Below are 15,097 nucleotides of genomic sequence, written 5' to 3'. Positions count from 1 at the left end.
GCGACGGGCGGCGGTAGCGTTGCGCGACACCACGCCCCGCGGGGCGGTGACGCGCCGGGTCTGAGTTCTACGGAGGGTTGCGCATGTCCAACGGCGGGGAGCCGTTTCCGGTACGCACGGAGGCGAACGGGCGGCCGAGCTTCGAGCAGGCGTTGCGCGGCTACGACAAGCGGCAGGTCGACCGGTACGTCGAGCAGGCCGACGCCACCGCCGCGGCGCTGATGGCCGAGCGGGACCGGGCCCAGCACCAGTTGCGCGGCCTGACCGTCCAGTACCAGCAGTTGCAGGCGGAGGTGACCGAGCTGCGCCAGCGCCCGGCGCAGGTGGACCGGGCCTCGTTCCGCGACCTGGGGCCGATGGTCGACCAGATCCTCGCGCTGGCGGAGAAGCAGGCCGGTGTGATCACCGAGAGCGCCGCGCAGCAGGCCGGTGAGCTGCAGGCGGAGGCGGAGCGGCTGCTGCTCGAGACGCGGGAGCACGCCGCGCGGGCGGTGCAGGAGCTGGATGCGGAGCTGTCGGCGCGCCGGGCGGAGCACGAGAAGGAGTACGAGGAGCGCCGGGCGGCGGCGGAGGCGCAGCTCGCGGACATCCAGGAGCTGGTGGAGCAGCTGCGGGTCGACGGCGAGGCCGCGCACGAGCACGCCCAGCAGGAGGCGAAGCGGATCAACGAGCTGACCGCGCAGCAGGTGGAGCAGGCGCAGGCCGCCGCCGAGGCGCTGACCAAGGCGGCCCGTACCCAGATCCAGCAGGAGGTGCAGGCGGCGCGCGCGCAGAGCCAGCAGGAGCTGGCCCAGTGGCGGGTCAACGTGGAGCGGGAGATCAGCGAGCGGCGAACGGCGGCCGAGCAGGAGCTCGCCGAGCACCGCGCGGCGGCCGAGCGGGACGTGGCGGCCCAGCTGACCGCCGCCGAGCAGAAGATCGCCAATCTGATCGCCGAGGCGCAGCAGTACTCGACGGAGGTGCGCAAGCGGGCCGACGAGCAGGCGAGCGCCCACCAGGAGCAGCTCACGGCCCTGCAACAGGAGATCGGCGGTCAGCGGCAGGCGCTGACGCAGCTGCACGCCGAGCTGGACGCGGCGCAGCAGCAGCTGGCGCAGGCCCGCGAGGAGGGTGCCGCGTTCGAGCACGAGGTCGGCCGCCTGCAGCAGCGCCTCGCGGAGGTCCGGCAGGAGCTGACGGTGGAGGCGAGCCGCCTGGACGCGGCGCGCACTGCGGCCGAGGAGGCCGAGCGGCACGCGAAGGACGTCCGGGCCCGGGTGCAGCGGGAGGCGAAGCGGGTGGCCGACCTCGCGGCGGCGGCGGTGATGGCCGCCGCGACGGGCGGCGGGGCGACGGCCGAGTATCCGACGGTGCAGTCGGGCCGGGAGGTGCAGCCGCCGGCGGCGGAGCCGGTGCAGGCGCAGCCGGCCGGCGACGTGACCGTGCCGAGCGCGCCGGGCGCGGCGGACGTGCTGGGCTACCGGGTCGCCGCGGCCGAGGAGCGGTAGGGGTACGTCGTCGTGGTGCCGGGCCGCCACCGGGAGGAATCGGTGGCGGCCCGGTCACGGCACGGGGGTCAGCAGCCGCAGGTGTAGTAGAGGATGTCCCAGTGGTTGCCCTCGTCGGTGTAGAGGTTGCCCGACGGGGCCCGGTACTGGTAGCCCCAGCCGGAGATGTAGCCGAGGTAGGTGTAGTTCCGCGAGATGTAGCCGTACACGCAGCTCGTCTTGCTGATGTCCACCTTGTACCCGTTCCAGTGGCTGTAGGTGCCGCTGGAGTGGCCGACCTCGGTGCCGGCGGTGATGTTGATGGCGCAGCCGCTCGCCCGCTTGAAGGTGATGATGCCGTCGATGGTGGACTGCCGGATGCCCTCGAACGACGTGCAGCTGGAGTTGTAGCGGTCGCTGCAGTTGCCACTGGAGCTCCAGGTGATCCCGGCGGCGCGCAGCTGGGACGTGGCGCTGGAGTGGCTGATCGCGAAGGCGGGACTGGCGACGCCGAAGGTGATGCCGATGGCGGCGAGCGACGCGATGAGCAGGGTGACCGCGCGGCGGTGCAGCGTGGGGCGGGTCGTGGACATGGTCTCTCCCGGTTGGCCTGGTGGAAGGTTTCTTGCACTTGCGGGGCCGGCCTTGCGCAATTCCTACCAGACATCGATGGCTGTGACTAGATATCCGGTCTCCTGACCTTGCCGACCACCCCGGCCGTCACCCCGGACGCCCGCTGCTGATCATGTTGTCGGTGCGACCTGTTACGGTCGCGCCGCCGCTGCACCAGTCGAGCCGGAGGTTGGCGTGGTCCACTCCCATCTGTCGTCGTTCGCCGGGCTGCCCGTGCTGCCCTTCACCCCGGGAATGCCCCTGCCCGACGACCCGTCGGCGGTCGCCTGGCGGCTGGAGGTGGAGGACTTCGATGCGGAGCCCGCGGAGTTCGCGGCCCGGGTCGCGGCGCTGCGCGACGAGGTGCCGGCCGACGCCGTCCGGGCGCTGGTGATCGGCGAGTGGGGCACCGCGTACGAGAGCCCGCTGCCCGTCGACCTGCTCGTCGAGGCGGCCGGGAAGTGGACCGGGCTGCGGGCGCTGTTCCTGGCCGACCTGGTCGGCGAGCAGTGCGAGATCTCCTGGCTGACGCACGGCGACATCACGCCGCTGCTGGCCGCGTACCCGGGCCTGGAGGTGCTGTGGGTGCGCGGCGCCGCCGGGCTGCGCCTCGACCCGGTCCGGCACGACCGGCTGCGGGAGCTCGGTTTCCAGTGCGGCGGCCTGCCGGGGTCGGTGGTGCGCGGGGTGTCCGGCTGCGACCTGCCCGCGCTGGAGCGCCTGGACCTGTGGTTCGGCAGGAGGGACTACGGCGGTGACGCGACCGTGGCCGACCTGGACCCGCTGCTGGCCGGGGCGGGGCTGCCCGCGCTGCGGCACCTGGCGCTGTGCAACGCCGAGATCGCCGACGACATCGCGGCGGCGGTGGCCACCGCACCGGTCGGCCGCCGGCTGGAGGTCCTCGACCTGTCGATGGGGGTGCTCACCGACTCCGGCGCCGAGGCGCTGCTGGCCGGGCAGCCGCTGACCCACCTGCGCCGCCTCGACCTGCACCACCACTACCTCACCGACCAGTGGCGGGAGCGGGTGGTGGCCGCCCTGCCGGGCGTGGAGGTCGATGTGTCGGACCCGCGGACGCCGGACGAGTACAACGGCAGGCTGTACCGCTACACCCTGGTCGGGGAGTGAGCGACGATGACGTTCGTATCGCACGCCGACACCTTCGCCGGCCTCCCGGTGGTCCCGGTTCCCGCCGACGGCCCGCTGCCAACCGTGGACGGGCCCGTCGCCTGGCGGTTGGGGTACTGGGAGTTCGACGACAGCGCGGAGCACAAGCCGTCGGAAGGGTTCCGGGACACGTTCGACCGGTTCGCCGCGCTGGCGGGGCCGACGGTGGAGGCGCTGGTCGTCGGCTCCTGGGGGTACGCGGCGTTCAACACCGCCCCGGTCGCGCAGCTCTGCGCCGCCGCGCCGCGCCTGCCCAACCTGCGGGCCCTGTTCCTCGGCGACATCACCGTCGAGGAATGCGAGGTCTCCTGGATGCGGGTCGGCGACGTCAGCCCGCTGCTGGACGCGTACCCGCAGCTGGAGGTGCTGCGGGTGCGCGGCGGCGAGGACTTCGAGTTCTCACCCGTGCGGCACGGGCGGCTGCGGGAGCTCACGGTGCAGAGCGGCGGCCTGGGCCGCGACTTCGTCGGCGCGGTGCTCGACTCCGAATTGCCCGCCCTGACCGACCTGGAGCTGTGGCTCGGCACCCCCGACTACGGCGGCGACACCACCGTGGAGGATCTGGCCCCGTTGCTGGCCGGGCAGCGGTTCCCCGCGCTGCGCCGGCTCGGGCTGCGCAACGCCGAGATCGCCGACGACCTCGCCGAGGCGCTCGCGTCGGCGCCCGTGGTCGCGCGGCTGACGCGGCTGGACCTGTCGCTGGGGACCCTCGGCGACCGCGGCGCGGCCGCCCTGGCGGGCGGGCAGCCGCTGACCCACCTCGCCATGCTGGACCTGCACCACCACTACATCTCGGCGGAGCTGGCGGCGGCGCTGCCCGGCGCGCTGCCCGGCGTCCGGGTGGATCTGTCCGAGCCGAAGGAGGCCGACGAGTACGACGGCGAGGCGTACCGGTACACGGCGGTGTCCGAGTGACATGCGCCTGACCGTCGTCGGCAACCCCGACAACCGCCGCGTCGGCCTGTTCACCAGGGCCGTCCTGGCCGCCGGGCTGCCCCGGCCGGCGGTGCTGCCCTGGGCCGACGTGCTCGCCGGGGCGGCCCCGCCGCCGGCCGGCGCCCTGGTGCGCGTCGACTCCACCGGCGAGGACCCGGAGGTCGACCGGCTGCTGCGCCGGGCCGCCGCCCCGGCGCGGCACGGCGAGCTGGTCGGCCTCGCCGACGCGTACGCGGGCCTGCTCGCCGCCCTCGACCGGGTGGCCGCCGGTGGCGCGGAGCTGCTCAACCACCCGGAGGACGTCGCGGCGCTGTGCGACAAGCGGCGCTGCCACGCGCTACTGTCGGCCGCCGGCGTGCCCGTGCCGGCCGCCCTGCCGCCCGTGCGCGGGTACGCGCAGCTGCGCGCCGCCATGGCCGAGGCCGGTTGGACGCGGGTGTTCGTGAAGCCCGCGCACGGCTCGTCGGCCGCCGGGGTGCTCGCCCTCGCGGTCGCCCCCGGCCGCATCCGGGCCGTCACCACGGTCGAGGCGACCTCGGACGGGCTGTTCAACTCGCTGCGGCTGCGCGAGTACGACGACGAGGGCGCGGTCGCCGCGATCGTCGACCGGCTGGCCCCGGACGGGCTGCACGTCGAACGGTGGCTGCCCAAGGCCGGGCTCGCCGACCGGGTCGTCGACCTGCGGGTGGTGGTGGTCGCCGGCCGTCCCACCCACGCCGTCGTCCGCGCCGCCCGGGGGCCGATGACGAACCTGCACCTCGGCAACGCCCGCGGCGACCTGGCGCAGCTACAGGCCGCGGCCGGCCCGGCGGCGTGGGCGGCGGCGATGGAGACCTGCGAGCGGGCCGCCGCGTGCTTTCCCCGCTCGCTGCACGTCGGCGTCGACCTGATGTTCCTGACCGGCTGGCGCCGGCACGCGGTGGCGGAGGTCAACGCGTTCGGGGACCTGCTGCCCGGGGTCCTCGCCGACGGCCGGGACACCTACGCCGAGCAGGTGCGCGCCCTGACCAGCGGCCGGTGGCAGCGGTGGCGGGCGGCGGCAGCCCCGGTACCGGCCGGCGCGGCGACCGCCCCGGCGGGGGCCGCGCGCCCCGGGGCCACCCCGGCGGCCCGGCGGGAGGTGCCGGCGTGCGGAGCCTGATCGGCAGCCACGACCTGCTCCTGGTCACCCTCGACACGCTGCGCTACGACGTGGCCGCCGAACTGGCCGCGGCCGGGCGCACCCCGCGGCTCGCGCGGGCGCTGCCCGGCGGCCGGTGGGAGCGCCGCCACTCCCCCGCCAGCTTCACCTACGCCGCGCACCACGCGTTCTTCGCGGGTTTCCTGCCCACCCCGGCCGAGCCCGGTCGGCACGAGCGGCTGTACGCGGCCCGGTTCCCCGGCAGCGAGACAGCGGGCAGCGACACCTGGGTGTTCGACGCCCCGGACCTGCCGACCGCCCTGGCCGACGTCGGCTACCACACGCTGTGCCTGGGCGGCGTCGGGTTCTTCAACCGACGCAGCCCGCTGGGCGCCGTGCTGCCGGGGCTGTTCGCCGAGGCGCACTGGGAGCCGGAGTTCGGCGTCACGTCCCCCACCTGCCTGGACGCGCAGCTCGACCGGCTGGCCGAGGTGCTGCCCCGGGTCCCGGACGGCCGGCCCCTGTTCACGTTCCTCAACGTGGCGGCGCTGCACCAGCCCAACCGGCATTACCTGCCCGGCGCCGAGGCCGACGACCTGGCCAGCCACGCCGCCGCCCTCGAGTACGTCGACGGGCGGATCGACCGGCTGTTCGCCCTGGTCACCGGGCGGGGCCGGCCCGTGTTCACGATCATCTGCGCCGACCACGGCACCGCGTACGGGGAGGACGGCCACACCGGCCACCGGATCGGCCACGACGTGGTGTGGACCGTCCCGTACGCCCACTTCATCCTGCGACCGGGGGACTGGTGACCAGCACCGACGCGGGCCTCGACGGCTCGCCCTACCAGCAGTACCTGTACGCGTACCCGCACAAGACGTCGTACCGGGCGCTGCGGCCCCGGCCGCCGCTGGCCGACCTGTGGCGGGCCGAGGCGCGCGATGCCCTGTTCCTCTACGTGCACGTGCCGTTCTGCGAGATGCGCTGCGGCTTCTGCAACCTGTTCACCCGCGCCAACGCGCCCGCCGAGCAGGTGAGCGCGTACCTGCGGCAGCTGCGCCGGCAGGCCGAGCGGGTCGCCGACGCCCTCGGCGGCGACGCCCGGTACGCCCGGGCGGCGTTCGGCGGGGGCACCCCCACCTACCTGACCGCAGACGAGCTGACCGAACTGTTCGACATCGCCACGTCCACCATCGGCGCGCGGCTGCCCGGCGTACCCCTGTCGGTGGAGACCTCGCCGGCCACCGCGACCCCGGACCGGCTCGCGGTGCTCGCCGCGCACGGCGCGACCCGGGTGAGCATCGGCGTGCAGAGCTTCCTCGACGCCGAGGCCCGGGCCGCCGGCCGGCCGCAGCGCCGCGCGGAGGTGGAGGCGGCGCTCGGCGCGATCCGCGACGCGCGTATCCCGGTGCTCAACGTCGACCTGATCTACGGCATCGACGGGCAGACCGCCGACACCTGGCGGCAGAGCCTGGACGCGGCCCTCGCGTGGCGGCCGGAGGAGTTGTACCTGTACCCGCTGTACGTGCGGCCGCTGACCGGGCTGGGCCGGCGGGCACACACCCGCGCCGACTGGGACGCCCAGCGGCTGGCCCTGTACGCGCAGGCGGTGGAGGTGCTCGGCGCGGCCGGGTACCGGCAGGAGTCGATGCGGCAGTTCCGCCGCGCCGACGTCCCGGCCCCGGACGGGCCGGACTACTGCTGCCAGGACGACGGCATGGTCGGGCTGGGCTGCGGCGCCCGCTCGTACACCACGTCGCTGCACTACTCGTTCGACTACGCGGTCGGCGTCGGCGAGGTGCGGGCGGTGCTCGACGACTACCTGACCCGCCCGGCCGACGACTTCCGGTACGCCGAGTTCGGGTACCACCTGGACGGGGCCGAGCAGCGCCGCCGCTGGCTGCTCAAGTCCCTGCTGCGCGCCGAGGGCGTCGACGCCGTCGCGTACGCGGCCCGGTTCGGCCGCCCGCCCGCCGACGACTTCCCCGAGCTGGCCCGGCTGGTCGACCGGGGCTGGGCCACCGCCGGCGGGCTGCGGCTCACCCCGGCCGGGCTGGCCCGCTCCGACGCGATCGGGCCGTGGCTGACCTCCGCCGCGGTGCGCGCCGCGATGACCGGGTACGTGTCGAGGTGAACCTCGCGATCCTCTACCGCGGGCCGTTGTCCAGCTGCAACTACGACTGCCCGTACTGCCCGTTCGCCAAGCGGCACGACCCGCCGGAGCTGCTGCGCGCCGACCGGGCCGCGCTGGAGCGGTTCGCCGGCTGGGTGGCGGCCACCACCGACGTCCGGCTGTCGGTGCTGTTCACCCCGTGGGGCGAGGGGCTGACCCGCCGCTGGTACCGGGACGCGATGGTGTCGCTGTCGCACCTGCCGCACGTCGAGCGGGTGGTCATCCAGACCAACCTCGCCGCCCGGGTGGACTGGCTCGCCGACGCCGACCCGGCGCGGGCCGCGCTGTGGACGACGTACCACCCGGGTCAGGTCGAACGGGACCGGTTCCTGGCGCGCTGCGCCCGCCTGACCGAGCTGGGCGTCCGGTTCTCTGTCGGCGTGGTGGGGCTGCCGGAGCACCTGGCCGAGGCGCGGGCGCTGCGGGCGGCGCTGCCGCCGCAGGTGTACCTGTGGGTGAACGCCGCCGAGGGGCGCCGCTACGACGCCGCCGAGGAGGCGACGTGGACTGAGCTGGATCCGCTGTTCGGCTACAGCGTGCGCCCGCACCTGTCGCTGGGCCGGCCCTGCCACGCCGGGGAGACCGCGATCTCCGTCCTCGGCGACGGCACGGTGCGCCGCTGCCACTTCATCGCCGAGCCCATCGGCAACCTGTACGACGGGTCGTGGCGGGCCGCGCTGCGGCCCCGGCCGTGCGGCAACGCGGTCTGCGACTGCCACATCGGGTACGTCCACCTCAAGCCGCTGGGGCTGCGCGACGTGTTCGCCGGCGGGGTGCTGGAACGCATCCCGGCCGCGTGGCCGCCCGACTGAGCCGGGCCCGGTTGCGGCCGGACGCTACCGGGTGCCCGGGGGCCGGTTCGGTCCGGCGGCGCTGGCGGCCGCCCGCTGCGCCTCGCGGTGCCGCCGCTCCCACGGCTCGACGGCCGTCCGGCCGACCAGGAGCCCGGCGACGGCCAGACCCGCGGCGACCATCAGCAGGAACACCAGCGCCACCACCTCGCCGGAGTTGAAGGACGCTCCGTCCACTCCGATGGCCTGGAAACTCAGGCGCTCGTCGCGGGCGTCGAGGTAGTCGTGGGCGGCCGCTCCTCCCAGCACGACGAACGCCAGCACCCCGCCGCCGCGAGCGAGCGCGGCCCGGGGCGCCGGGAGCCACGCGGCGGGCGTGCGCAGCGCCGGTCGGTACGCCGCGCCGAGCCGGAGGGCGGACGGAACGAGGCCGGCCACGGCTCCCGCCCCCGCGAGCAGGAGCTGACCGGTGAGGATCGCGGCGATCCTGGCGTCGGACCAGCCCCAGGCGAGCCAGGCGGCCACGACGAGGGCGAGTGTCCACCCGGCCACCAGGGTCAGCGCCCGGCGCGTGGCGTCCGCCCGCGCCGCCGGGCTGGTCCGTTCCGCCTCGGCGGCCCGCGCCCGGCGAACCCTCTGCTCGGCTTCCTGCCGCGCCTGCTCGGCGCGCTGTTCCCGGTCGCGCCGGTCCTGTTCGGCGCGGCGGCGCTGCTGCTCCCGCCGGGCGGCCTCCTCGGCCCTGCGCCTGCGCTCCTCCGGCCCGACGTACCGGGACAGTCGCCGGGCGCGCCGCTTCCGCAACGGGTGCCCGCCCGGCACGTCGGCGGGAACCCGCCAGCCGACCGTGCTCGTCGCGACGACGCGCGGCCCGCCGGCCGGCAGCAGCGCGGCGATGCTGGATCCCCGGTCGCCCGCTCCGTCGTCCCCGCCCAGCCCGTCGACGACCAGCACCAGCCGCTCGCCGCGCCGCCGGCAGGCCTCAACCGCGTCCGCGTACCGCTTCAGCAGGTGCGACTCCCGGGTCGACTCGGTGAGGTGCCCCGGCATCGACCCGTCCGTCAGCTCGACCAACTGCTCCAGCACGACGTCGACGAACGCCTCCCGGTTCTGCCGTACGGTGCGGCGGTCGTCGGCGAAGAACGACACCAGCCGCACCCCGGGTGGCGGGTGGAGCACGAACCACGACAGCAGCGCCGTCCTGCCGTCGCCCGCGCCGGCCTCCCACCACAGGTACTCGCCCGGCCCGTCGCCGGTGCAGAACGCCGCGAGCCGCGCCAGCTCGGCGTCCCGGTCGAGCAGCGTCGCCGGGGCGAGCCGCCGGACGTGCTCCAGGTACGCGGAGCGCACCGGCGGCGCGAAGTAGTTGTGCTGGACGCTGTTGTCGCCGAACTGCACGCCCCGGGCGTGGCGGGCGTCCACGGACGGCGGCACACGTCGAGCGTCCTCGCCCCGGTCGTCGGTGGCCATCCGCCCGGCCCGATCAGTTGAACGTGTTGTGCTGGGTGCTGTGGCTGCCGAGCTGGACGCCCCGCGCCCCGCGCAGGTCGACGTGGCCCACCTCGGTCCGGCCGCCGGCCGCCTCCAGGCGGGCCAGCAGCTCCCGGGCCGCGGCGAGGATCCGCTCGTCCCGGTCGGCGCCGGAGCGGACGAGGTCCTCGGTGAGCCGGACCTGCCACACGCCCGGCTCGGACTGCTCGGCCTCCAGCGCCCGCAGTGCCTCCTCGCCGCCGGCGGTCAGCCGGGGCCGGACCAGGTCCCGCAGCTTGACGAAGCCCTCCCGGACCAGGCCACCGGTCGCGTCGGTGACCCCCGCCGTGACGCCCGCCGTCAGCGCCGTGAGAAGCAGCTCCACACCGGACATTCCGACCTCCCCGTTCCCCGGAACCCGCCGCCCTCCATTCCACACCATGGACGCCCGGCCCGGGGTGCCGGCCCGCGGGCACCTGCTCGATCGGGGTGGCCAACTGTCGTGTTGACCGGGGATCGGAAAACCGCCCTCTCCGGTGTGCCATGAGCGGTATGAGTACAGACCTCTTCGCCAAAGTACGAGCGTATGACTCGTACGCGTTCCGCCGGGAGCTGGAGGTACGGGACCTGCTGCCCTACTTCCGGACCCTGCAGGGGCCACCCGCGGCGGTGACGGTGATGGACGGCGTACCGCGGGTGAACCTGGGCTCCAGCAACTACCTGGGGCTGTCCGGGGATCCGCGGCTGACCGAGGCGGCCAACCTGGCCGCCCAGCGGTACGGCACCTCGGTCAACGGCTCCCGGCTGATGAACGGCACCACCGAGCTGCACCTGCGGGTCGAGGCGGCGGTGGCGGACTGGTTCGGCGAGGAGGACGCCCTCGTCTTCGGCAGCGGGTACACCACGAACCTCGGCGTGATCGGGGCGCTCGTCGGAGAGGGCGACGTCGCCGTCTGCGACGCCGGCGACCACGCCTCCATCCTGGACGGCGCCGCGCTGGCCCGGGGCCGGCTGCTGCCGTTCCGGCACAACCGGATGGACCGCATGGAGGCGCTGCTGCGCCGGGCCGCGCAGGGCGACGGCGGGATCCTCGTGGTCGTCGACACCGTCTACTCGATGCAGGGCGACCTGTCCGACATCGTCGGCGTCACCGGCCTGTCCCGCCGGTACGGGGCCCGCCTGCTCGTCGACGAGGCGCACGCCGTGGGGGTGCTCGGACCGGACGGGCAGGGGGTGGCCGCGCTGGCCTGCCTGGCCGACGCGGTGGACCTGCGGATGGGCACGTTCTCCAAGGCGCTCGGCGGCGGCGGTGGCTTCGTCACCGGGCCGGCCGACGTCATCGACTTCCTGCGGGTGCAGTCGCGCGCGTTCATGTTCACCGCCGCAGCCCCGCCGGCGGGGATCGGCGCGGCGCTGGCCGGGGTGGAGATCGCCCGGGCGGCCGAGGGCGAGGAACGGCGGGCGCGGCTGGCCGCCAACACGGCCCGGCTGCGCGCCGCGCTCGACGAGTTGGGCTTCGCGGTCGGGCCGGTGCCGGTGTCCGCCAACGAGGTGGAGGTGCAGACCCCGATCCTGCGGGTGCCCGCGCCGGACGACCTGACCGCCGCCCGGATGTGGCGGCTGCTGTACGACCAGGGCATCTACGTCAACGTGGCGCTGTACCCGGCGGTGCCGAAGGGCCAGGCGCAGCTTCGGGTCAGCGTGATGGCCACGCACACCGAGGAGCACCTGGAGCGGGTCGTCGACGCGTTCACCGTGGTCGCCCGCAAGCTGACGCCCGAACCCCCGGCGGACCTGCTCACCAGCCGGGCGTGAGCGGCGGGCCGGGCAGCGCCGCCCGGCCCGCCGACGCGGAACAGGCGCGGCGAGGGTCAGGTGGGTCAGGGCCGGGACCAGGCGGTCCCGGTGGCGACCTTGAGCAGCAGGTCGTTGCTCTCGGGCAGGCCGATGGTGACCCGGGCGCCCTCGCCGGGGAAGGCGTGCACCAGCAGCCCCTCCGCGCGGCAGGCGGCCTCGAAGGCGTCGGTGCGCTCGCCCAGCGGCAGCCAGACGAAGTTCCCCTCGCTGGGCGGCGCGTCGACGCCGGCCTCCCGCAGCGCCCGCAGGACCCGGTCGCGTTCGGCGGCGACCTCCCGGCGGCGGGCCGCGTACTCCGGCTCGGCGGCCAGCGCCGCGATCGCCGCCGCCTGGGCCACCTCGGGCACCAGGAACGGCATGGTCACCGCGCGCAGCCCGGCGATCGGGCCGGAATGCCCGACGGCGTAGCCGACCCGCAGGCCGGCCAGCCCGTACGCCTTGGAGAAGCTGCGCAGCACCACCAGGTTCGGGTGCGCCGGCAGGGTGCGCAGCCCGTCCGCGGTGGCCGGGTCCGTGGCGAAGCCCCGGTACACCTCGTCGAGGACGACGAAGACCCGCCGGGGCACCCGGGCGAGGAAGGCGTCCAGCTCGTCCTGCCGGATGGCGGCGCCGGTGGGGTTGTTGGGGCTGCACAGGAAGACGAGCTTGGTGCGCCGGCGTACGGCCTTCGCCATGGCCTCGAGGTCGTGCGCGTGGCCGCGCAGCGGCACCCGCCGCACCGGCACGCCCATCCCCTCGGCGATCAACGGGTAGCCCTCGAAGGACCGCCAGGCGAACAGGGCCTCGCCGCGCCGCCGGCCGCGGGCCACCAGGTGCAGCATCTGCTGGATCAGCCCGGCCCCGCCGGCACCGACCGCGACCTGCTCGACCGGTACGCCGTGGTGGGCGGCGATCGCCTCGGCCAGCGTCGTCGGGTAGACCTCGGGGTACCGGTTGATCCGGGTGGACGCCTCGGCGACCGCGTCGAGGACCGCGGGCGGCGGGGGGTACGGGCTCTCGTTCGCCGCCGCCCGGTGGGTGTGCTGTTCGGACATGTCGCCTCCCTCTCCGCAAACCTATGCGCCGGCGGCGGGGCGGGAAGCGGCCGTCCGGCGCGGCCACGAGGGCGCGGCAGGCCTGCCTGGTCGGGCACCCCGGTCGGCGCGCTCGCCCTCGGCTGGCGGCGCCGGACGTACGCTGGCAGCCTCGCCGGCCAGGGCGGATCCGCACCGCCGCAACCGACGATCAGGAGGCATCGCCTTGGCCGCCTCGCAGGCCCGACGCCCGCCCGCCCCTGCCACCGTCCTGGTGGTGGTCTGCCTGGCCCTGTTCATGGCGCTGCTGGACAGCACCGCGATCAGCCTGACCCTGCCGGCCATGCGGGCCGACCTGGGGGCCGACCTGACGGGGCTGGTGTGGATCGCCGACGGGTACGTGCTGGTGTTCGCGGCGCTGCTGCTCACCTCGGGCAGCCTCGGCGACCGGCTCGGCCGGGCCGAGATGTTCCTCGCCGGGCTGGCCACGTTCACGATCGGCTCGGCGATCTGCGCGTACGCCCCGCAGCTGGAGGTGCTGGTGGCCGGCCGGGTCGTGCAGGGCCTCGGGGCGGCGCTGGTGACCCCGCAGACCCTGGCGATCCTGTCGCACACCTTCCCGACGCCGAAGGAGCGGGCCCGCGCGTTCGGCATCTGGTCCGGGGTGTCCGCGCTGGCGCTGCTGCTCGGTCCGGTGCTCGGCGGGCTGCTCGCCGCCCGCTGGGGGTGGCAGTCGGTGTTCCTGGTGAACCTGCCGGTCGGCGCGCTGGCGCTGGTGCTGGGCGCGCGGGCGCTGCTCGGCCGGGACGGCACCGCCCGCCCGGACGGGCCGCTGCACCGGGTGGTCGACCTGCCCGGCCAGGTGCTGACGGTGCTCTGGCTCGGCACGCTGACGTTCGCGCTGGTCGAGGGCAGCCGGTTCGGCTGGGGCTCGCCGCTCATCGTCGGGCTGCTGGTGGTCTCGGTGCTCGCGCTGGCCGCCCTGCTGGTGGTGGAGCGGCGGGTGGCGCACCCGATGCTGCACCTGGAGCTGTTCCGGTCCTCGACGTTCTCCGCGAGCACCCTGGTGATCGGGCTGGTCGCGTTCGGGATGTACGCCTCGTTCTTCCTGGTGAGCCTGTTCCTGCAGCAGACGCAGGACTACACGGCGGCGGCGGCCGGCGTGCGGTTCCTGCCGGCGATGGCCACCGTGATGGTGACCGCCCCGCTGGCCGGGCTGCTCGCCGGGCGGGTCGGCTCCCGGGTGCCGGTGCTCGCCGGCACCCTGTCCATGGGCACGGCCCTGCTGCTGCTCGCCCGGGTCGACGCCGCCGACCCGTACAGCGGGTGGTGGCCGCTGCTGGTGCTGTTCGGCGCCGGCATCGGGCTGGTGATCCCGCCGGTGAACAGCGCGCTCATGGGCAGCGTGCCGGCCGAGCGGGCGGGGCTGGCGTCGGCGACCGGGGAGACCGGCCAGCAGATCGGCGCTCTGATCGGCATCGCGGTGCTCGGCGCCCTCGTCACCGACGGCTTCCGCCGGGTCGTGGCGGACGGCGCCGACAGCGCCGGGTTGACCCGGGCCGACTCGGCGGAGCTGGCCCGCCGGCTGTTCGCCGAGGACGGCGCCGCGGACACGGCGGCGAGCCCGGCCGTGACCGCGCTGGTGGACCGGGCGCTCGCCTCCGGCGTCCACTGGGGACTCACCGCGGCCGGGGTGGCCGCGCTGGTCGGCGCGGCGGTCGCGCTGCTGATCCGCGAGCCGCGCACGCCGGCCGCCTCCCCCGCGGCGGCCGCCGACGCGGAGCCGGCGCCCGCGCCCCACTGAGCGGACGGCGAGCAGGTGTCGCCCCTCCACGCGCGGTGGAGGGGCGACGGTCAGCGGCGGGTCATCAGCAGCATCAGGGTGCGCGGCCGGGTGGGCAGGTACTCCAGCTCGAACGCCTCGCCGAACAACTCCCGCTCCTCCCCCGGGGCGATCATCGGCGCCATCTTCGCCCCGCCCTTGAGCTGCTCCTTGTCGGCCTGGAAGGCCCACAGCAGGACCTTGCCGCCGGGGCGGCTGAGCCGGTGGATGGCCCGGGCCACCGCCAGGCGCTCCTCCCCCTGCGTGTCGTCCAGCATGCCGAACTCGCAGATCAGGTCGTAGGAGTCGGCGAGACCGGGGATCGGGCCGGCGGTGACGTCGGCCTGGACGAACGTGCACCGGTCGGTCACCCCGGCGGCCTCGGCGCGGGCCCGGGCCCGACGCAGCCCCACCGCGGAGAAGTCGACGCCCACGACCGGTCCGAAGCCCCTGCCGGCCAGGTAGACCGACTCGGCGCCGGTGCCGCAGCCGAGGTCGAGCACGCGCGGCAGCTCGGTGGGCGTGAGGCGGCCGGCCTCGACCAGCTCGACGAGCTGCGGCCGCACCTCCTTGTCCCACGGTGCCGCGTTGAAGCGGTACAGGGTGTTGTAGAACCAGGGGCGCAGCCGCATCAGGACGTCCTTCCGCTCCGGGCCGGGGCCGCCGCGGACGC

At 75.5% G+C, this 15,097-nt stretch carries 14 protein-coding genes; 9 read left to right on the top strand and 5 right to left on the bottom strand.

Annotated features, from left to right (window positions below; genetic code table 11):
* Positions 1 to 83: 83 nt before the first annotated feature.
* Positions 84 to 1,487: a hypothetical protein gene (locus ABGB16_RS14130; RefSeq protein ID WP_347668487.1), complete on the top strand. Its 1,404-nt coding sequence runs from the start codon at positions 84 to 86 to the stop codon at positions 1,485 to 1,487.
* A gap of 68 nt (positions 1,488 to 1,555) precedes the next feature.
* On the opposite strand, the gene ABGB16_RS14125 is transcribed toward ABGB16_RS14130, so the two are convergent.
* Complete coding sequence (locus tag ABGB16_RS14125; RefSeq protein ID WP_347668486.1) at positions 1,556 to 2,059, bottom strand: hypothetical protein; 504 nt, start codon at positions 2,057 to 2,059, stop codon at positions 1,556 to 1,558.
* Between the two features lie 214 nt (positions 2,060 to 2,273).
* On the opposite strand from ABGB16_RS14125, the gene ABGB16_RS14120 reads away from it, so the two are divergent.
* From ABGB16_RS14120 to ABGB16_RS14095, 6 genes are read left to right on the top strand one after another with little or no spacing between them, the layout of a single operon-like run.
* A complete protein-coding gene (locus tag ABGB16_RS14120; protein ID WP_347668485.1) occupies positions 2,274 to 3,206 on the top strand; it encodes an STM4015 family protein in 933 nt (310 codons plus the stop codon).
* Positions 3,207 to 3,212: 6 nt separating this feature from the next.
* Entirely contained in the window at positions 3,213 to 4,160 is a 948-nt protein-coding gene (locus ABGB16_RS14115) for an STM4015 family protein (RefSeq protein ID WP_347668484.1), read from the top strand.
* Between the two features lies 1 nt (position 4,161).
* Positions 4,162 to 5,322 (top strand): STM4014 family protein, encoded by a 1,161-nt coding sequence (locus ABGB16_RS14110; RefSeq protein WP_347668483.1) that lies wholly within the window; start codon positions 4,162 to 4,164, stop codon positions 5,320 to 5,322.
* A complete protein-coding gene (locus ABGB16_RS14105) occupies positions 5,310 to 6,113 on the top strand; it encodes an STM4013/SEN3800 family hydrolase (protein ID WP_347668482.1) in 804 nt (267 codons plus the stop codon). The genes ABGB16_RS14110 and ABGB16_RS14105 overlap by 13 nt, the downstream gene beginning before the upstream one ends.
* Positions 6,110 to 7,435 (top strand): STM4012 family radical SAM protein, encoded by a 1,326-nt coding sequence (locus ABGB16_RS14100; protein WP_347668481.1) that lies wholly within the window; start codon positions 6,110 to 6,112, stop codon positions 7,433 to 7,435. Before ABGB16_RS14105 ends, ABGB16_RS14100 begins: the two co-directional genes overlap by 4 nt.
* A complete protein-coding gene (locus ABGB16_RS14095; protein WP_347668480.1) occupies positions 7,432 to 8,286 on the top strand; it encodes an STM4011 family radical SAM protein in 855 nt (284 codons plus the stop codon). The genes ABGB16_RS14100 and ABGB16_RS14095 overlap by 4 nt, the downstream gene beginning before the upstream one ends.
* 24 nt (positions 8,287 to 8,310) lie before the next feature.
* On the opposite strand, the gene ABGB16_RS14090 is transcribed toward ABGB16_RS14095, so the two are convergent.
* Entirely contained in the window at positions 8,311 to 9,732 is a 1,422-nt protein-coding gene (locus ABGB16_RS14090; protein ID WP_347668479.1) for a hypothetical protein, read from the bottom strand.
* A gap of 13 nt (positions 9,733 to 9,745) precedes the next feature.
* A complete protein-coding gene (locus tag ABGB16_RS14085) occupies positions 9,746 to 10,126 on the bottom strand; it encodes a hypothetical protein (RefSeq protein ID WP_347668478.1) in 381 nt (126 codons plus the stop codon).
* Between the two features lie 158 nt (positions 10,127 to 10,284).
* On the opposite strand from ABGB16_RS14085, the gene ABGB16_RS14080 reads away from it, so the two are divergent.
* Complete coding sequence (locus ABGB16_RS14080; RefSeq protein WP_347668477.1) at positions 10,285 to 11,547, top strand: aminotransferase class I/II-fold pyridoxal phosphate-dependent enzyme; 1,263 nt, start codon at positions 10,285 to 10,287, stop codon at positions 11,545 to 11,547.
* 65 nt (positions 11,548 to 11,612) lie between these two features.
* Here ABGB16_RS14080 and ABGB16_RS14075 read toward each other — a convergent pair whose 3' ends face one another.
* On the bottom strand, positions 11,613 to 12,623 hold the full coding sequence (locus ABGB16_RS14075; RefSeq protein WP_347668476.1) for a histidinol-phosphate transaminase: 1,011 nt from the start codon (positions 12,621 to 12,623) through the stop codon (positions 11,613 to 11,615).
* A 205-nt stretch (positions 12,624 to 12,828) separates the two neighbouring features.
* Here ABGB16_RS14075 and ABGB16_RS14070 point away from each other — a divergent pair, with 205 nt between their 5' ends.
* Positions 12,829 to 14,406, top strand: a complete 1,578-nt coding sequence (locus ABGB16_RS14070) for an MFS transporter (RefSeq protein ID WP_347668475.1) — start codon at positions 12,829 to 12,831, stop codon at positions 14,404 to 14,406.
* A gap of 50 nt (positions 14,407 to 14,456) precedes the next feature.
* On the opposite strand, the gene ABGB16_RS14065 is transcribed toward ABGB16_RS14070, so the two are convergent.
* Positions 14,457 to 15,056, bottom strand: coding sequence for a class I SAM-dependent methyltransferase (locus ABGB16_RS14065; protein ID WP_347668474.1), 600 nt, complete (start codon positions 15,054 to 15,056; stop codon positions 14,457 to 14,459).
* Between the last annotated feature and the right edge of the window lie 41 nt (positions 15,057 to 15,097).

Source organism: Micromonospora sp. B11E3 (genome assembly GCF_039871625.1).
In the GTDB taxonomy this organism is placed as follows: Bacteria; Actinomycetota; Actinomycetes; order Mycobacteriales; family Micromonosporaceae; genus Micromonospora.
The sequence above is the reverse complement of the archived record's forward strand: the minus strand, read 5'-3'. Positions and strand labels throughout refer to the sequence as shown.